The 18,281-nt window shown below is 68.6% G+C and carries 16 protein-coding genes; 6 read left to right on the top strand and 10 right to left on the bottom strand.

Annotated elements, in window-relative coordinates; genetic code table 11:
- Nucleotides 1–1,273, bottom strand: a 1,273-nt coding sequence (gene purT, locus GOALK_RS21760; RefSeq protein ID WP_006361006.1) for a formate-dependent phosphoribosylglycinamide formyltransferase, incomplete at its 3' end; no start/stop codon positions are given.
- A 74-nt stretch (nucleotides 1,274–1,347) separates the two neighbouring features.
- On the bottom strand, nucleotides 1,348–1,710 hold the full coding sequence (locus GOALK_RS21755) for a UBP-type zinc finger domain-containing protein (RefSeq protein ID WP_040004425.1): 363 nt from the start codon (nucleotides 1,708–1,710) through the stop codon (nucleotides 1,348–1,350).
- A gap of 44 nt (nucleotides 1,711–1,754) precedes the next feature.
- Between GOALK_RS21755 and GOALK_RS21750 the strand changes: the two genes are divergently transcribed.
- Together GOALK_RS21750 and GOALK_RS21745 are read left to right on the top strand one after the other, a co-directional pair.
- Entirely contained in the window at nucleotides 1,755–3,347 is a 1,593-nt protein-coding gene (locus tag GOALK_RS21750) for a Na+/H+ antiporter (RefSeq protein ID WP_006361004.1), read from the top strand.
- Between the two features lie 119 nt (nucleotides 3,348–3,466).
- Complete coding sequence (locus GOALK_RS21745) at nucleotides 3,467–3,859, top strand: hypothetical protein (protein ID WP_006361003.1); 393 nt, start codon at nucleotides 3,467–3,469, stop codon at nucleotides 3,857–3,859.
- Between the two features lie 4 nt (nucleotides 3,860–3,863).
- Here GOALK_RS21745 and GOALK_RS21740 read toward each other — a convergent pair whose 3' ends face one another.
- Nucleotides 3,864–5,492 carry an adenylate/guanylate cyclase domain-containing protein gene (locus tag GOALK_RS21740; protein ID WP_006361002.1) on the bottom strand — a complete coding sequence of 543 codons (1,629 nt, stop codon included), beginning with the start codon at nucleotides 5,490–5,492 and terminating at the stop codon, nucleotides 3,864–3,866.
- A gap of 148 nt (nucleotides 5,493–5,640) precedes the next feature.
- On the opposite strand from GOALK_RS21740, the gene GOALK_RS21735 reads away from it, so the two are divergent.
- Entirely contained in the window at nucleotides 5,641–7,137 is a 1,497-nt protein-coding gene (locus tag GOALK_RS21735) for a carotenoid oxygenase family protein (RefSeq protein ID WP_006361001.1), read from the top strand.
- 218 nt (nucleotides 7,138–7,355) lie between these two features.
- Here the strand turns inward: GOALK_RS21735 and GOALK_RS21730 are convergent, their stop codons facing one another.
- Nucleotides 7,356–8,642, bottom strand: a complete 1,287-nt coding sequence (locus tag GOALK_RS21730) for an adenylosuccinate synthase (RefSeq protein WP_006361000.1) — start codon at nucleotides 8,640–8,642, stop codon at nucleotides 7,356–7,358.
- A gap of 91 nt (nucleotides 8,643–8,733) precedes the next feature.
- Here GOALK_RS21730 and GOALK_RS21725 point away from each other — a divergent pair, with 91 nt between their 5' ends.
- A complete protein-coding gene (locus tag GOALK_RS21725) occupies nucleotides 8,734–9,390 on the top strand; it encodes an aldehyde dehydrogenase family protein (RefSeq protein ID WP_006360999.1) in 657 nt (218 codons plus the stop codon).
- Nucleotides 9,391–9,402: 12 nt separating this feature from the next.
- Here GOALK_RS21725 and GOALK_RS21720 read toward each other — a convergent pair whose 3' ends face one another.
- The 5 genes from GOALK_RS21720 to GOALK_RS21700 all read right to left on the bottom strand — a co-directional run bounded on the left by GOALK_RS21720 (nucleotide 9,403) and on the right by GOALK_RS21700 (nucleotide 14,342).
- Nucleotides 9,403–10,806 (bottom strand): MFS transporter, encoded by a 1,404-nt coding sequence (locus GOALK_RS21720; RefSeq protein ID WP_035754565.1) that lies wholly within the window; start codon nucleotides 10,804–10,806, stop codon nucleotides 9,403–9,405.
- Between the two features lie 108 nt (nucleotides 10,807–10,914).
- Nucleotides 10,915–11,742 (bottom strand): polysaccharide deacetylase family protein, encoded by an 828-nt coding sequence (locus GOALK_RS21715; protein ID WP_006360997.1) that lies wholly within the window; start codon nucleotides 11,740–11,742, stop codon nucleotides 10,915–10,917.
- A gap of 48 nt (nucleotides 11,743–11,790) precedes the next feature.
- Nucleotides 11,791–12,702, bottom strand: a complete 912-nt coding sequence (locus GOALK_RS21710) for a cation diffusion facilitator family transporter (protein ID WP_040004414.1) — start codon at nucleotides 12,700–12,702, stop codon at nucleotides 11,791–11,793.
- Between the two features lie 52 nt (nucleotides 12,703–12,754).
- Nucleotides 12,755–13,876, bottom strand: a complete 1,122-nt coding sequence (locus tag GOALK_RS21705) for an FUSC family protein (RefSeq protein WP_006360995.1) — start codon at nucleotides 13,874–13,876, stop codon at nucleotides 12,755–12,757.
- Between the two features lie 19 nt (nucleotides 13,877–13,895).
- Nucleotides 13,896–14,342: a DUF3151 domain-containing protein gene (locus tag GOALK_RS21700; protein ID WP_006360994.1), complete on the bottom strand. Its 447-nt coding sequence runs from the start codon at nucleotides 14,340–14,342 to the stop codon at nucleotides 13,896–13,898.
- A 510-nt stretch (nucleotides 14,343–14,852) separates the two neighbouring features.
- Here GOALK_RS21700 and GOALK_RS21695 point away from each other — a divergent pair.
- Entirely contained in the window at nucleotides 14,853–16,613 is a 1,761-nt protein-coding gene (locus GOALK_RS21695; protein WP_232283201.1) for an Rv0361 family membrane protein, read from the top strand.
- A complete protein-coding gene (locus GOALK_RS21690; RefSeq protein ID WP_006360992.1) occupies nucleotides 16,610–16,930 on the top strand; it encodes a hypothetical protein in 321 nt (106 codons plus the stop codon). The genes GOALK_RS21695 and GOALK_RS21690 overlap by 4 nt, the downstream gene beginning before the upstream one ends.
- 130 nt (nucleotides 16,931–17,060) lie before the next feature.
- Here GOALK_RS21690 and fbaA read toward each other — a convergent pair whose 3' ends face one another.
- Nucleotides 17,061–18,098, bottom strand: a complete 1,038-nt coding sequence (gene fbaA / locus GOALK_RS21685) for a class II fructose-bisphosphate aldolase (RefSeq protein ID WP_006360991.1) — start codon at nucleotides 18,096–18,098, stop codon at nucleotides 17,061–17,063.
- Nucleotides 18,099–18,281 lie beyond the last annotated feature (183 nt).

Raw genomic sequence — 18,281 nt, 5'->3', positions numbered from 1 at the left:
CCGGCACGGGCAAGACCAGCGAGGCCGCACGCACGGCGCGCTCGCGGGCGGCGGGCACGTCGTCGGCGGTCGCGGTGACCACACCCATGCGCCGGCGATGGAAGCTCTCGGGCTTGCCGAACAGGCGGATGTCGGTCTCGGGCACCGCGAGTGCCGCGGCGACGTTCTCGAATCCGATGGCGGGCTGGTCGAGCTGTCCGTAGATCACCGCAGACGCGCCGGGCGACGCAAGGGTGACGTCGACGGGCAGGCCGAGGATCGCGCGGGCGTGCATCTCGAACTCCGACAGCCGCTGGGTCGCCATGGTGACGAGACCGGTGTCGTGCGGACGCGGACTCACCTCGGAGAAGTAGACGTCGTCACCCTGGACAAACAATTCGACGCCGAAAACGCCACGGCCGGCGAGCTTTCCGTCACCGAGCGCGGTGGCGATGCGGGCCGCGATCGACGTCGCGGAGGCGTGCGCATCCGGACTCATCTCGTGCGGCTGCCAGCTCTCGACGTAGTCGCCGTTGATCTGCCGGTGACCGATGGGGGCACAGAAGTGCGACGTCAGCAACCCGGTTCGCGGGTCGATCGCGCGCACCGTGAGAAGCGTTATCTCATAGTCGAATTCGATGAATCCCTCGACGATGACGCGGTTGCCCTGAACGCGGCCGCCGGTGTTCGCGGTCTCCCACGCCGACGCGACGTCGTCGGGTCCGCGCAGGACCGACTGCCCTTTGCCGGAGGAGGACATCACCGGCTTCACGACGCACGGGAAGCCGATCTGCCGGGCGGCGACCGTCAGTTCCTCGAGGGTGTCGGCGAAGAGATACGGAGACGTCGGGAGGCCGAGTTCCTCGTCGGCGAGGCGTCGGATGCCCTCGCGGTTCATCGTGGCGACGACGGCACTCGCGGTCGGGATGACCTCGGCGAGGCCCCGCTCGGCGACATCGACGAGGGCCTCCGTCGCGATGGCCTCGATCTCCGGCACCACATAGGCGGGCCGGTGCTTGTCGATGACGGCGAGCAGCGCCTCCGGGTCGGTCATGTCGATGACCTCCGCGTGGTGCGCGACCTGCTGGCCGGGCGCGTTGGCGTAGCGATCCACGGCGACGACCTCGACGCCGAGACGCTGGAACGCGATCACGACCTCTTTGCCGAGTTCGCCCGCACCGAGCACCATCACCTTGGTCGCCGTCGGACTCAGCGGCGTGCCGATGACATCCGGCGGGCCGATCGTCGGCGCCGGCTGATCCGCGCTGGTCGCGCTCTCGCTGTTCGACGTCATTCCCAAATCCTACTTGTCGTCGGTCCGGGTTCGGCCACGGTGACACCCGGTTGCGCGGTGTCGTGGTGCGGCTCTCAACCGATGACCTCGTGCACGTAACACCACCTCCAGCTCTCGCCTGGTTCGGCGGACCGCATGACCGGATGGGAGGTGTCGTGGAAGTGCGCGGTCGCATGCCGGCGCGGACTGGAGTCGCAGCACCCGATGTACCCGCATCGCAGGCACATCCGCAGGTGCGCCCAATGATCCTCCCCGATCGCCACGCAGCCCTCGCAGCCGAGCTTCTCGCCCGCCGCGGGTTCCGGCACGGGTATCGATTCACCCGCGACCGCGGCCAGCTCGGGGCAGCGCGCGGACGGAACCGACGCGTCGTCGGCGTCGGGTGCCGGCCCCGACGAGGCGTCGCCGCGGGACGAGGATCGACGGAAGATCTGCATGTTCACCATTATCAACGGCGCCTGTCGCGATTACAGTCGCTCGGATGAGTGCATCGCTTCTGGTCATCGCGGTCGTCGCGTTGGCGGTCGCCGCACTCTGCCGTCGCCATGGGCTGTCCTCGCCACTGATCCTGGTCACCGTCGGCCTGGCCATCGGCTGGATTCCCGGTCTGCCGACGCCCGAGCTGAACCCCGAACTCGTGCTCTTCCTCATCCTGCCGCCGCTCCTGTACTCCGCCGCCCAGGAGAGCTCCTACCAGGCGATCCGAGCACGCTGGCGAGGGATCGCGGCACTCGCCGTGGGTCTGCCACTCGTGACGACGGTCGTCGTCGGGTTCGTGGCCCATCTGACCGTCCCCAACCTCCCACTGTCCGCGGCACTCGTGCTCGGAGCCGTGGTCGCTCCTCCGGACGCGGTGTCGGCGCAGGCGATCGGCCGTCGCCTCGGACTCCCGCGGCCGGTCATGACGCTCCTCGGCGGGGAGAGTCTCCTCAACGACGCCACGGCGCTGACCGCGTTCCGGATCGCCCTCGCCGCCGCCATCGGCCTGACCGCCTCACTGAGCGAGGGCTTGCTGACCTTCGCCGTCGCGGCGGTCGGCGGACTCGTGGTCGGGCTCCTCTTCGGCGTGGCCGTCTCGTGGGTGCGGATCTGGTTGACCGACCCTCCGATGGAGACCGCGATCGGGATCATGGTGCCGTTCGCCACCTATTTCGTCGCGGAACAACTGCACTGCTCGGGCGTGATCGGCGTGGTCACCGCCGGACTGTTCCTCGGTCAGCGTTCGGTCCGCCTCGGCTATGCCACCCGACTCCAGGACGAAGCGGTGCGCAAGTCCATCGACGTCATCCTCGAATCGTTCGTCTTCCTGCTCATCGGCGTCCAGATGCCGTTCATCATCGAGGGTGTCGAAGGTGAATCGTGGGTTCAGGTCGCCATCGACGCGGCCGCGGTGCTCACCGCCACGATCGTCATCCGGTTCCTCTGGGTCTACCCGGCGGCCTACTTGCCGGGTGTCATCTTCCGCGGAAGACTCGGCCCCGATCCGCGCCCGACGCCGGCCTCCGTCTTCGTCGTCTCCTGGGCGGGGATGCGCGGAGTGGTCTCGCTCGCCGCCGCCTTCGGCATCCCGTTGACGACCCAATCCGGCGAACCCTTCCCGGCGCGCGCCGAGATCCTGCTCCTGACGTTCGTGGTCGTGGTCGGCACCCTCCTGATCCAGGGCACCACCCTGCCCTGGGTGATCCGGAAGCTCGGCGTCACCGGCGACGAGCGCGCGCAGGATCGTCTCGCCTACGCCGCCGCCCAGGACCGGGCCTCACGGGAGGCGGAGCATCGACTCGAGGAGATCGCCGCCGGCCTCGCCGACGACGATCCCAGGCGGATGCAGGTGGTCCTCATGCGCAAGTGGATCACCTCTCAGCGCGATGTGGCGTGGGAGGAACTCGGCCGTGGCCCCGAGACGATCGGCGAGAGCCCCACCGCCGCCGGCTCCCGGATCCGCACCGAACTCCTGCACCTGCAACGCAAGGTCTTCATCGCCGAACGCGACGCCGGCCGCATCGACGACGAGGTCCTCCGAATCGCACTGCGCCGCCTGGACTTCGCCGAGGGACAGGGCGACCGCGGCGTCTGACTCTGCTCCGTGAGCAGCCCGGAGCCTGCGGAGGGCGTATCGAAGGGTCATCCGTCCGAACGATGGCGGGGAGTTCTACCCATGTTGCAGACGAAAACTCTGCTCTAGCTTCGGTTCTCATGACAGCAACGCACATCCGCCTGATTACGGCCGGCGCAACACTCGTCCTCGCCGCCGGCGCACTCGCCGTCGGCACCTCCACGGCCACCGCGGCCCCGGTCACACCGTCGTGCGACGCCGATCAGTACACCGTCACCTCGGTCGTGACCGCGAAGTCGGCGGCGACCATCTGCCAGTGGGGCAACGGTGACCTCGAATACCGTGGCGTCGCACGCAGCTCCGGCAACACCCTGTGCATCCCCGTCTCCGGGGTGTTCGAGCAGGAGAACGGCAGCGGCCGTTACTACTACGTCGCCTACAACAACGGGTACAAGTACTCGGTCTTCGACGGGCTCGGCCTGAGCATCGTCGGCCCCGACGGCATCCTCATCAGCTCCGAAGACGCCATCTGAGCACCTAACCGGTCTCGGTCTCCGCGGTCGCTTTCTCCCTGGCCGCCGTCTTCTTCCCGGTCGTCTTCTCCGCGGTCGCCGTGTCCTCCCCCGCGGCGGCCGCGTAGACAACCGTCTCGGCCGTCCGGCCGCGCAACGGCAGGGTCTCCTGCTGCGTCCAGCGACGGGCCTCGGCGGGGTCGGCGGCCTCGACCGCGCGCCCCGATGCCAGCGGACTCGACGGGTCGCGTTTGGCGAGTTCGGATAGCCGCGCACTCTCGTTCACCGGGTCGCCGATCACCGTGTACTCGAAACGTTCGATGGCGCCGACGTTTCCGGCAACGACGGTCCCGTAACTCACCCCGACCCCCGCGGACAGTTCGGGCACCTCGACCGCGAGGTCGGCGACGATGCGCCGCGCGGCCGCGAGTGCCGCGCCGGCCGGGTCGTCGAGTTCGATGGGTGCGCCGAAGATCGCCAGGACCGCGTCGCCCTCGAACTTGTTGACGAGCCCGTCCTTGTCCTCGACGGCCCGGACGATGACGGCGAAGAACTTGTTGAGGATCTCCACGACCTCGGTCGGACGGCGTTGCGCGGCAAGGGTCGTCGAGCCGATCACGTCGACGAAGAGGGCGGCGGCCACCCGCTCGGTACCGCCGAGTTCGGGGTCCGACGACAACGCCGCTTCCGCGACCTCGCGGCCGACGTGACGCCCGAACAGGTCGCGCATCCGTTCCCGTTCGCGCAGCCCAGACACCATCGAGTTGAAACCCACCTGCAGGTCACCGAGTTCGGTGCCGTCGTAGACGACGAGGTCGGCGTTCTCGAGATCGCCGGAGGTCACGCGGTTCATCCCGGAACGCACCGAGCCGATCGGCCCGGTGATGCTCATCGACGAGAGCAGGGTCAGCAGAAGACCGGTGAACAGGGCGGTGAGGCCCAGGACCGTCACCCCGATGAAGAGATCGAGCTTGGACGTCTCGTCGCGCCCCACCCCGAACGCCACGACCAGCAGGATGCCGATGATCGGGATCGCCGAACCGACCATCCACGACACCACCGCCCGTGACTTCACACCGGTGCGCTTACGGCGGTGGAATCCGGCCGAGATCAGTTCGGCCACAATGGGCCGCAGGGTGAAGTCGATGAAGAGGTAGGAGATCCCCACCACCACGACGCCGCTCATGCCGACGACGAAGAGCGTCTTGGGGATCAGCTGCGGGTCGACGACGCCGTACATGATCGTCAGCATCACCGTGGCGCCCGCCCAGAGCAGGCCCTGCACCAGCGACAGCCGCCACGGCAGGCGCATCGTCCGGCGTGCGTCGCGCTTGGTCGGGGCCTCGTCCCGGATGGCCCACCGGAGGTTCCGGACGCCCACCAGGGTGCCCCAACCGATCCCGATCACGAACGCGCCGAGGATGTACACGGGTACGGCGATGTAGTTCACCCACCACAGTTCGGCGGTGAAGACCGTCGGTTGCGGGATGCCCACGGCGGCCAGGGCGGTCGCGACGACCGCGCCGAAGATGTTCGCCACCACGATCGAGGACGTCAGCAGCGTCTGGATACGGACACGCTGCTTGACCCCGCTCTCCTCGACCGAGCCGAGCAGAATCGACCCGTAGTCGCGGCTCCCCCGCCTCGAACGCATGCCCAAGCTAATCACGACGACCGCGTCGATCGCCCGTCTCTGGCCCCGCCGATTCGGGACGAACCGGACGATCGACGGACGCGACCTGCGTCAACGCCCTAACCTGAACCGAGATCATCGTCATCCACGGCTCGCCGAAAGCAGCGCCATGACCGCATCCGATGTCCCGACCCGCCCTGCTCCGGTCGACATGTCCCGCAACCCGTTCCTCACCGGCGTCTTCGCCCCGCAGCGCGACGAGGTGGACGCCGTCGACCTACCGGTGAGCGGCGAGATCCCGGCCGACCTGCGGGGCAGCTACCTGCGCAACGGGCCCAACATGCGCTTCGACCCGATCGGTTCGTATGTCTATCCGATCGACGGGGACGCGATGGTGCATCGCATCAGCCTCGACGGCGGCCGCGCGTCGTATCGCAACCGCTTCGTCCGCACCCCGATGGTGCTCACGGAAGAGGCTGCCGGACATGCCATCTGGTCGGGCATCACCGACGGTTACACACCGTCGGCGGCGGAGGTCGGCGACGAGCTGGCGGGGACGACCCGCGAGCTGCCCGACATCAACATCGTGCGGCACGGCGGGCGGCTGCTGGCGATGGCCGAGGCCGACCGGCCCTATCAGCTCGCTCCCGAGGATCTCGCGACGCTGGCCCGCACCGACTGTGACGGTGCGATGTTCGTCGGCAGCACCGCGCACCCGAAGATCGATCCGTCGACCGGGGAGATGGTGCTGTTCAACTACGTACTCGAGGCGCCGTACCTGACCTGGGCCGTCGTCGGCCCGGACGGCCGGGCGATCCGCACACCGACCCCGGTCGACGGCGTCGACGCCCCGATCATGATCCACGACATGGCACTGACCAGCCGATACGTCGTGCTGTTCGTGTGCCCGCTGATCTTCGATATCGAGTCGGTGATGAGCGGCGGGTCGTTGTTGTCGTGGCAACCCCGGCGCGGGACCCGCATCGCGCTGATCCCGCGGGACGGCACGGCGGTGCGCTGGATCGACGCCGACCCGTTCTGGGTCTGGCACTTCGCCAACGCCTTCGACAATCCCGACGGTTCGGTCACCGTCGACTACGTGGAATGGACCTACCCCGGCGGGTTCTCCGACCAGCCCACACCAGCGGCGTCGTCCCTGACGCGAGCGGTGATCCGTCCCGACGCCGGGATCACCAAGACCGTCCTGAACAGCTCCGAACCGGACATGGAGTTCCCGCGCATCGACGACCGGATGCTGACGCGGGAACATCACCGCATCGCCAGCGTCGCGAAGGGCCCCAGAGACAGCGGTGATCTCGACAGCCTGTGGTTCCACGACCTCGCAGCCGGGACGGAGACGGTCTGGACCCCGGGTGCCGCGATCGGTGAACCGATCTACATCCCGGGCGCCGAACGCGACTACTGGGGTGCCATCGGCACCGACCCGACCGATATGACCTCGCACTTCTACCTGCTCAGCGCCGACGCGCCGCAGGACGGCCCGATCGCCACCGTGGACCTACCGATCCGCGTTCCCGCCGGACTGCACGGGGCGTGGCTGCCGGACCCTTCGCGACGCCCCTTCGCAAGCTCCGGGGCTCCTCAGGGATCGGATGGGTTGCTTCCTGATCCCGAAAGAACGCGAGCACCCGGCTCCGCTACCTGACCCCCGAACCTCAACTCGACCGGCAGACGTCGATCGAAGTCTGCAGGTCGGGTTGACGTCGACCGGTGGTTGGGTGAGCGACGGTGTCTCACCGGGCCTTCGAGGCAGGTCGCTTGCGCTCCTCGCACCTCAGGCAGCGGGCCTGGGTGCGTCGCGCTCTTTCCCATCAGGCAGAGGAGCTGGGTGCGTTGCGCTCTTTCGGATCAGGAAGCGACAGGTCAGACGATCGCGCGACGCACGATCGTCTGCTCGCGCCCCGGACCGACGCCGATACACGAGATGTGGGCGCCGGAGAGCTCTTCGAGCCGAAGGATGTAGTTCTGCGCGTTCGGCGGCAGTTCCTCGAAGGTCTTGCACTGGGAGATGTCCTCCCACCAGCCGGGCATCTCCTCATAGATGGGCTTGGCGTGGTGGAACCCGGTCTGGGTCATCGGCATGTCCTCGATGCGCTCGCCGTCCACCTCGTAGGCGACGCAGATCGGGATCGTGTCGATGCTGGACAGCACGTCGAGCTTGGTGAGGAAGTAGTCGGTGATGCCGTTGACGCGGGTGGCGTAGCGGGCGATCACGGCGTCGAACCAGCCGCAACGGCGCGCGCGGCCGGTGGTGACGCCGACCTCGCCGCCGGTCTTCGCCAGGTAGGCACCCCACTCGTCGAACAGCTCGGTCGGGAACGGGCCCGAGCCGACGCGCGTGGTGTAGGCCTTCAGGATGCCGAGGACCGTGGTGATCTTGTTGGGGCCGATGCCCGCGCCCACGGCGGCGCCGCCGGCGGTCGGGTTCGACGAGGTCACGTACGGGTAGGTGCCGTGGTCGACATCGAGCAGCGTGCCCTGCGAACCCTCGAGGAGCACGGTCTCGCCGCGCTCGAGGGCCTGGTTGAGAAGCAGGCGGGTGTCGGCGATGCGATGTTTGAAGCCTTCGGCCTGACCGAGGACCTCGTCGACGACCTGCGCCGGGTCGAGGGCCTTGCGGTTGTAGATCTTGACCAGGATCTGGTTCTTCAGCTCGAGGGCAGCCTCGACCTTCTGCGTGAGGATCTTCTCGTCGAGCACATCGGCGACGCGCACACCCACGCGGGCGATCTTGTCCTGGTAGCAGGGGCCGATGCCGCGACCCGTGGTGCCGATCTTCTTGTTGCCGAGGAAGCGCTCGGTGACCTTGTCGATGGCCACGTGGTACGGCATCAGGAGGTGGGCGTCGGCCGAGATCAGCAGACCGGTGGTGTCGACGTCGCGGTCCTCGAGTCCGCCGAGTTCGGTGAGCAGCACACCCGGGTCGACGACGACGCCGTTGCCGATCACGTTCTGCACGCCGGGGGTCAGGATGCCGGACGGGATGAGGTGCAGGGCGAAGGTCTCACCGGACGGGAGTACGACGGTGTGGCCGGCGTTGTTGCCGCCCTGATACCGCACAACCCAGTTGATCTGGCCGCCGAGCAGGTCGGTGGCCTTCCCTTTGCCCTCGTCGCCCCACTGGGCGCCGATAAGCACGATCGCGGCCATGATTCAGGTACTCCTTCGTGTGGCGCGCTTGAACTGATCAGAACAAACCTCACCAACACTACTGTGTTCACGCCCCCGATACCCTATCCGCGTGTCTTTCGCCCTGATCACCCAAGCCGGTCGCGCCGACGACAAGAAGGCGATCCGCGCCGCCGTGGCCGACGCCCTGTCCGATTCCGCCGTCACGCGCCTCATCGTCGAACCTCGTGTGGCCGAACGCTTCGCACCCACCCTCGCCGAGGAGGCCGACACCTTCCTGGATCAGGTGGTCGCCGCCCTCATGACCTCCGAGCGGCTCGACGTGGAAGTGGCGTACGTCTCGGCGGAGGCGACCGCGGCGACACGCCGATACTGCCTTCCGCATGGGCCGGCCGCGCGTGAGCTCGCCGAGAACGGCACCGCGAGTCCGGTTCCCCTCATCCGCGACGACGCCGCGACGGTCATCTTCGGCAGCGCGCGCCACCTCGGCGCCGAGGGCGCCAAGCTACACGGCGAGTCCTACGTCGACAGCGAACGGCTCTTCGATGGCGAAGTCCGTTCGGTGCTCATCGAACCCACGCTCGACGCCCCCGGCCTGCGCGCCCAGGTCGAGCGATTCCTGCTGCCGGGCAAGTGGTTCGCCGGCCGCGCGGTGCAGACCGGCGGCACCAACATCGTGGTCGAACGTGAGGGCGTGGTGAACGAACGCGTGCTGAAGCGGTCGACGTTCTACCGCCACGTCACCGATCTGCTACTCGTCCGCCCCTGAACGAAAACCCCGTCAGCCGACCGGGATCGGCGCCGGCGTCGGGGTGGTCTGGTTGCCGGCGGCCTCGATCTGGGCGTCCTTGCCGGTCGTCAGGTGCAGGTCTTCGCGACGGATGAGCGACGTCGCCACGACGCTGATGACCGCGGTGAGCGCGAGATAGCCGGCGGCCAGCCACGGCGACCCGGAGGCTGCACCGATCAGTGCGGTCAGGATCAGCGGGGTCAGGCCCGAGGCGTAGATGCCGGAGAACTGGTAGACCACCGACAAACCGGTGTAGCGGACCCGGGTCGGGTACAGACTCGCGAACAGCGTGCCCTGCGCGCCGTAGAAGAGGGCGTGGATCACGCCGAACACGATCACGAGCGCGACGGTGAACCAGACCAGGTTCTCGGTGCCGAACAGGGCGAACACCGGATAGACCGACAGCCCGTAGGCGGTCATGCCGGCGAGGTAGACCGGTTTGGCGCCGTACCGGTCGGTGAGCTTCCCGGAGACCGGGAGGAGCACCGCCATCACGAGCGAGGCGATGGTCACGGCCACCAGGACCGGGACCTTCTCCATGTCGAGTTCGCTGGTCGCGTAGGCGATCGCGAACACGCCCCACGTGTTGAACGCCGACCCCTCACCCCAGCGTGCGAGCAGCCCCAGCACGGTGTTGCGGGTGTTCGGCGGGAGCACGACCTCCCGGATCGGCGCCGTCGACTTCTGCGCGAGTTCGGCGACCTCGGCGAAGGCCGGCGTCTCGTCGACCTTGAGCCGCACCACGAATCCGATGACCACGAGCACGATGCTCACGAGGAAGGCGATGCGCCAGCCGTACGTCAGGAACGCGTCGTCGTCGAGCGCGACCTGGAGCAGGGCGAACACACCCGTGCCGAGTGCGAGACCGAGGGCGAGTCCGATCTGCGGGATGCTGCCGAACAGCCCCCGCTTGCGATCGGGACTGTGCTCGACCGCGAGCAGCACGGCCCCGGCCCACTCGCCGCCCAGCGCGAAGCCCTGCACGACGCGCAGCAGGAGAAGGAGGATCGGGGCGACGACCCCCACGGCCTCCGCGGTCGGCAGCACACCCATGAGCGCAGTCGCGATGCCCATCATGACCATCGTGATCGCGAGGGTCCTCTTGCGGCCGATCCGGTCGCCGATGTGCCCGAAGATCACGCCACCGATCGGCCGGACGACGAAGCCGACCGCGAAGGTCGCGAACGACAGCAGGGTCCCGACGAAGGAACTCTGGTCCGGGAAGAACAACTGGTTGAACACCAGGCTCGCGGCGGTCGCGTAGAGAAAGAAGTCGTACCACTCGACCGTGGTGCCGAGGAGACTCGCGGCCACGACCGTGCGGAGTCGCTTGCGGCGCTCGGCGTCGGTCTCGTGAGCCGTCGGGGACGCGGAGGTCTGCAGAGAAGAGGCCATGACCGGCCCCACGGTATCGGCGACCCACCGTGCCTCGTCGACTACGAATCAGCGTGAGCGAAAACCGCCGCCCACTTGCGCGCCGACGGCGTGTGCCGTTCCGCGGAATCAGGACGCGAAGTAGTCGTCGAGGGTCACCATGCGCAGCTTTCGCTGACGGATGATGTCGACGAGCTTCGGATAGACCTTGGTGACGGGATCGTGGTTGGCGTGGCCGATCACGACGGTCTGCGGCCGGAAGTACTTGCGCGCGCACTGCACGAGGTACTTCTCGGTGATGAGGCCGGAGTCCGACAGTGAGCCGTACCAGAGCGTCGGCATGGTGTAGCCGAGGTCGGCGGCCACCGCGTCGACCGACGCGTTGTGATAACCGAAGGGCGGCCGGTAGTACGGCGTGCCGTCGACGCCGTACTGGTTCTTCAGGAACCGCTTGGTCCGGCCGAGTTCGTCGGCGATGCCCTTCGCCGAGAGCTCGGTGAGCGCCGGATGCGTCCAGGTGTGATTGCCGAGCTGGATCTGCCCGGATTCGACGAGCGGCCGCAGTTCCGCGCGGTGGTCGGTCCAGCCGTCGAACGATCCGGTGACGAAGAAGGTGAAGCGAGCGCCGGTGTCCTGGGCGAACTTCACGTAGGCGCCGATGACGTCGGAGCTGGCACCGTCGTCGACCGTGAGGGCGATGTGCCTGCCCTTGCCCGGCAGACCGGTGATCGGTGCGGCGGGCAGCGGGCGGCGCGTGCCCACCGCCGGGGGCAGCAAACCTGCCGGTGACAGCGACGGCGCGATCGAAGTGGGCACTGACGGGGTGGTCGGTGTGGGCGGGGTCGAGGGCGTGATCTCGGCGGCCGGGACCGGCGAGGCGCACCCCGTCATAGTGCTCGCGGTCAGGGCCCCCACCGTGCCAGCCGCGAGTATCGCGAGGAAGTCGCGTCGTTCCATGCGGCGAATTTAAGGCATAACCGACATTTTCGGCTCATCGACGCGGGCTCACCACGTCATCTCGTCACGACATCGTCCCTGATCGTCGTTGTCCACCTGAACCGTGGCGTGCTCGAGCCCGTGGCGCGCCAGGATCGCCTGCGCGGCGGGCAGCACCTCGGAGTTGGGCCGGGTGCTGCCCAGGTGCACGGTGGCGACGTCCATGCCGGTGGTCAGCGTCCAGACGTGCAGGTCGTGGACATCGTCGACGGTGGGGATTCCGGCGAGATCGGAGCGCAGGGACTCGACGTCGATGTGCGCCGGCGCCTGTTGGTTGAGGATGCGCAGCGCGTCGATCGCGAGCCGGAGCGCACGCGGCACCACCCACAGGGCGATGAGGACCGCGACCACGATGTCGGCATAGCCCCAGCCGGTGGTCAGCGCGACGATGCCGGCGATCAGGACCCCGACGCTGCCGACGGCGTCGGCCAGGACCTCGAGGTAGGCGCCGCGGACGGCGATGGACTCTTTCGCGTCGGCACGGAGCAGGAGCATCACGACGAGGTTCACCGCCAGGCCCAGCAGCGCCACGATGATCAGCGTCAGCCCGGGGACCTGGGGATCGTTGCCGATTCGTTCGATGGCCTCGATCAGGACGAAGGCCGCGACCCCGATGAGCAGGACCGCATTGGCGACGGCCGTGAACACCTCGGCCCGATGCCAGCCGAAGCTACGGGCGTCGGTGGTGCGGCCGTGACGACCCAGCAGCAGCGCGATCAGGCCCATGATCAGTGCGACGACGTCGGTGAGCATGTGCCCCGCGTCGGCGATCAGCGCGAGCGAGTTGACCAGGATGCCGGTGACGAGCTCCACGACGAAGAATCCGCCGATGAGCGCGACCGCCAGCACCATCGGCCACAGCCGCCGCTCCCCCGCGACGCCTGTCCCGGGGGTGTGGGAATGCGAGTGTGAATGACCCATGATGGCGGTCAATATATGCAGAAGTCTGCATATGAGGCAACACCGGCGCGCGTCAGCTCCGCAGGGTCGCCAGCGCCGAGGAGCGCCGCAGCCCGGCGATCATCAGCAGGTCGACGAGGAGGGAGCGGATCTCCGCGAGCAACGCGGCCTCGGAGAGATCGCTGTTCGCGGCCAGCTCGATGCGCGCCTTGCGGACGATGGACCGGACGACGCGGGCCGCCTCCACCGGATCGGGATCGTCGCCGGGATCGGCCATCATCATCGCCCGCAGGACCTCGAAGGCGCCCCCGATGTCGTCGATGATGTCGATCAGCGCCGGTTGCACCGTCTCCCCGCGCTGGGTGATGGCGAGCGATCGCCGCGCGATGATCCGCAGGTTGCGGACCGCATTGTCGATGGGATCGGCCGTGGCGACCAGCCGGTCCAGGCGGGTTCGAGAACTCCAGTACAACGGGGAGATCCGGGTGACCTCTCTGCCCCCGGACATGTCGGCCCGCATCATGTTGATCGCCGACTGGGTACCGCGTGCGGATTCGAGCGCGGCGGCGATCGTCTCCGCATCTCCGCTACGCAAACCCGCGGCGACCGACCGCGCCGCATCACGAACCGTGACGAGTACCCCCGCGGCATCCTCGCGCGCCCGTGCCGCGGGATTCACGGGAAAGAGTGCGCCCACCAGGATTCCGACGAGCCCACCGATCAACGCGTCGATGGCCCGGTGGAATCCGGCGACGCCGCCGGGCGGCAGGAGTGTCGCGACCAGGACGGCCGACGACGCCGCCTGCATCGGGATCAGCGGGCCGTCGTCGAGCAGCACGGCGAGTGCCATCGCCAGCACGACCACCACGATGATCTGCCAGGCACCCTCTCCGACAGCACCGATGAAGAGATCGCCGACGAGGATGCCGATCGCGACACCGCCGACGAGTTCGACCGACCTGCGCCAGCGCCGCCCGAGGCCCAACCCGAGTGAGATCACCGCGGCGATCGGCGCGAAGAACGGGTCCGGGTGATCGAACACGTGCATCGCGATCCACCACGCGAGGCCCGCGGCGAGTGCGCACTGGACGATCGGAACCAGGGAGACCCGGAGTCGACGGAGGCGTCGTTTCAGCGCACCGGGCAGGGAGTCGTAGACCCTGCGCGGGAACGAGTCGCTCGCGGCTGCCGACATTCGACGAGTCGCGGGTCGGTCAGACCAGGCCGAGCTCGGTGGCCGCCCTGGGATCGCTGTCGTTGAGGAGGTCGAGGCAACGCAGGTGCTCGTCCTCTTCGCCGATCAGTTCCGCGGCCCGGGCAAGGGCACCGACGCATCGCAGGAATCCGCGGTTGGGTTCGTGGCTCCACGGAACGGGACCGAAGCCCTTCCATCCGTGACGACGCAGCTGGTCGAGCCCGCGGTGGTAGCCGGTCCGCGCGTAGGCGTAGGCGGCGATGACGGCACCGGTGTCGCCGGCCTCGCCGGCTGCGGTCGAGGCTGCGAGCGCCGCCTCGGCGAGATACGCCCAGGCGATGGAGGCGGTGGGATGGGCGGCCGCGACCTCGGCCGGGACGGCCCCGTTGAGCAGGTCCGACTCGGCGTCGTCGTCGCCGGTGAGCAGAACCGGCTGCGGGCCGAGGAGATCTCCGAAAGACGTCATGTACCCATTCAAGCATCGAGCCCGCTCCTGTGACCGCATCGACCGAACGCCGTAGTGCTGGACCTGCCGACGATTCGCTAGGGTGAATGGCGCAATCGGTCCTGTCGCCGAGCTACTCGGTGGCCGGACCGAAACCATGCGATGGGCAGAATGCGGGGTGATCAGTCGATGGCTCGATCCGACAAGCCGAGAGCTGCTGTCACCAAAGCACTTTCGACGCTGCGCCAGGCCCGGGACGAACGTCGCTCACGGCGGAGCGGCCGACCGGGCGCCGGCGCCGGGCCCGCTGCGTCCGCTCCTGGTGGCGCGGACGCGGGTCGGGAGCTCACCGGCCGATCCGACGCAGGCCCCGGCGACACACCGGGCACCGCCCCGTCGAGGCCACCCGCAACGAAATCCGGCCAGAATTCCCGATCTCGTCCGGACATCGCGGACATCACCCCGGATACTGTTCCGACCGGCGACGACGCCGAGAACCAGAGCACCAGCAGAGAGGGCCACGAGCCAGCCGTGGACGATCCCACCCAGAACGACACCGCCGAGAACAAAGCCGACGACGCGGCAGACACCGGCACCGACGCTTCTGATGCCCAGACCCCCGCGAAGAAGGCCTCGGCCAAGGCTCCGAAGCCGAAGGGCGGGCGCGGGATCGACGGTGCGACCCAGATCATCAGCCGGGACAACCTGCCGTCGCTGGAGGATCTCGAGGATCTGGACTCGATCGATCCCCTCGGCACCGACGCCGCGGACACTCCCGATGCCGACACATCCGACGCCGAAAAAACCCCGGCCGAGCCGGAGAGCAAGCCCGCCCGCCTGGGTCCGAGCGACTCCAAGACCACCGTGATCCGCCGCGAGGATCTCCCCGACCCGAGCGAACTCGAAGATCTCGACGACATCGACGCGACCTCTGCGGCGCCCGAGCCGGCTGAGGCAGATGCCGAGGCAGATGCCGAGGAAGCCACCGAGCCGGTGGCCGATGAGCCTTCGGCGCTGGACGAGGCCGCCGAGCCGGCGGATGCCGAGGAGCCGGGCACGGACTCGGACGCGGTCGAGTCGGACTCGGCTGACGCCGAGTCGGAAACCGCCGAAGCCGCCGAGCCCGACGTCACCGACGAGTCCGGGGCGGGCGCAGCTGCTGCCGCCGTCGCGGCGGGCGCCGTGGGTGCGTCAGCCGCCGGTGCTGCCGTGGCCGGCGACGACGACGAGACCACGGGCGAGGATGTCACCGACCGGGCCGGCGCGGAAGCCGAGTCCGAGGATTCCGTCGCCGACGGCGAGGCCGAATCCGCCCCTGCGGCAGGCGAGGCCGAGGACACCGACGCCGAAGCCGAACAGGCTGCCGAGCCCGCCGACGAGGCCGCCATCGCGACCGAGGAGCCCTCCGACGCCACTGACGGGGTCGAGGCAGAGGAACCCGAAGCGGAGCACGAGCCGACCGAACCCGAGGGTGCGGAGTCCGAGGGTGCGGAGTCCGGGGGCGCCGAAGTCGAAGAGGCCGGGGCCGGAGACGCAGGCGCCACCGCGACCGACGACGAGGCACCGGCCGCCGACGCCCCGACCGAGGCGATATCGCTGGCGAAGGGCGAGGACGACCCCGCGACGGCCACGCCGGAAAACGAGCCGGCCGACGACTCCGATGCCACCACGAAGGTGATTCCGGCAGCAGCCGCTGCCGGTGCAGCAGCCGCGGCCGGCGCGAAGGCTGCGACGCCGGATGAGCGCACCGACACCGTCCCCGAGCCCGCGGTCACCGCGCCGTCGACCGGCGAGTGGACGACCACGACACAACAGCCGCAGGTCATCCCCGGCAGCAGGCCGACCAGGACCACCAAGAAGCGCGGCATGGGCCCGCTGATCGCCGTCGCCGCGATCCTCGTGGTGATCGCGGCGGTCATCGGCGGCATCTTCGCCTACCAGAACATGACGGCGACCCCGCCGGCCGACGAGGCCGCCGAGGTGGCGCTCGACTACACGACCGCGCTGTACGAGGGCGACCTCGAGACCCTGCGTTCGGTCACGTGTGGCGAGCTCCATGCCTTCTACGAGGACTTCGACGACGCCGCCTACCAGAAGACCTACGACGCACAGAAGGCACGCAACGAGCTCGTCCAGACCCAGGCGATCAACGCCGTCCGAGTGGTCGAGGGCGGCGAGCTGGCCGTGGTGGAGGTCGTCGCGGTACACACGAGTGCCCCGGACGCCCCCGAGACGGTGACGCTGAACCTGCAGCGCGAGGGTGATGACTGGAAGGTGTGCAACCCCACGTGACCGGCGGTCAGGGGTGGGGTCCCCCGTCGACCACACCCCCGCCGCCGCAGCATGTCCCGGATGCGGTCCGGTATGACGGCCCGCCGGAACAGCGGGATCGGCCGTCGGATGTCCCCGCCTATTTCACCCCTCGGCGCCCCACACCTCCGCCCGTGTCGAGCGGTCCGTCGCGGCGTATCCGGCCCACGCATCCCCGGAGCACCGGTGCACGCGCCGGCTCGGGGTCCGGTTCACGCACCGATCCCGCGGTCCTCGTCTCCGCGCTCGTGATGATCGCGCTGGCGGTGGCGGTGATGGTCGGTTTGCTCACCTCCTGACGCGCTGCGGCCGTTCCACCTCCCCGGCGTGAGGTCACCGCCGGACGACCCCACGTCGAGTCCGACCAGGGCTCGAAAACAGTTCTGCCCGCACCCTCGCGGGGGTGCGGGCAGAACTTGTGTCAGACGATCAGGCGGTCAGCGACTTGCCGTTCGACTTGAGGTCGTTGCACGCCTCGACGACGCGCTCACTCATGCTGGCCTCGGCCTTCTTCGACCAGCTGCGCGGGTCGTAGACCTTCTTGTTGCCCACGTCGCCGTCGACCTTGAGGACGCCGTCGTAGTTGCCGAACATGTGGCCGGCGACCGGACGGGTGTAGGCGTACTGGGTGTCGGTGTCGACGTTCATCTTCACCACGCCGTAGCTGAGCGCCTCGTCGATCTCGCTCTTCAGCGAGCCCGAGCCGCCGTGGAAGACGAAGTCGAAGGGCTTGGCACCATCGGCCAGACCCAGCTTCTTGGCGGCGACCTCCTGGCCGGTGTTCAGCACGTCGGGACGCAGCTTGACGTTGCCCGGCTTGTAGACGCCGTGGACGTTGCCGAAGGTGGCGGCGAGCAGGTAGCGGTTGCCCGAGTCGCTGGCGCCCAGTGCCTCGATGGTCTTCTCGAAGTCCTCGGGGGTGGTGAACAGCTTGTCGTTGATCTCGTTCTCGACGCCGTCCTCTTCACCGCCGACCACGCCGATCTCGATCTCCAGGATGATGTTGGCCGCGCCCGCCTTGGCGAGGAGCTCCTTGGCGATCTCCAGGTTCTCGTCGAGCGGCACGGCACTGCCGTCCCACATGTGCGACTGGAACAGCGGGTTGCGGCCGGCGTCGACGCGCTCCTGCGAGATCTGCAGCAGCGGACGCACGTAGGTGTCCAGCTTGTCCTTGGGGCAGTGGTCGGTGTGCAGGCCGATGAGGACGTCGTACTTGGCGGCGACGACGTGTGCGAACTCGGCGAGTGCCACGGCACCGGTCACCATGTCCTTGACGCCCTGGCCCGAACCGAACTCGGCACCACCGGTCGAGAACTGGATGATGCCGTCACTGCCGGCGTCGGCGAAGCCCTTGATCGCGGCGTTGATGGTCGACGACGAGGTGCAGTTGATCGCGGGGAATGCGTAACCACCCTTCTTCGCCTTGTCGAACATCTCGGCGTACTGCTCCGGGGTTGCAATGGGCATCGACGAATCCTCCAGGGTGTTGATGTGCTCTGGTGTTCGGGTTCTCTCGCCCACGGTTGATGCGCCGTGGCGAGCAGCCGGACTTCCCGCGGCCGGACTTCCCTCAGTATGGCAGGTGCCACACCGGCCGGTGCGCCCACCATTCGGGCCCGGACCTGCACCGAGAGACATCGATAGGATCTC

Source organism: Gordonia alkanivorans NBRC 16433 (assembly GCF_000225505.1).
Taxonomy (GTDB): Bacteria; Actinomycetota; Actinomycetes; order Mycobacteriales; family Mycobacteriaceae; genus Gordonia; species Gordonia alkanivorans.
This window is presented reverse-complemented; position numbering and strand designations above follow the sequence as displayed.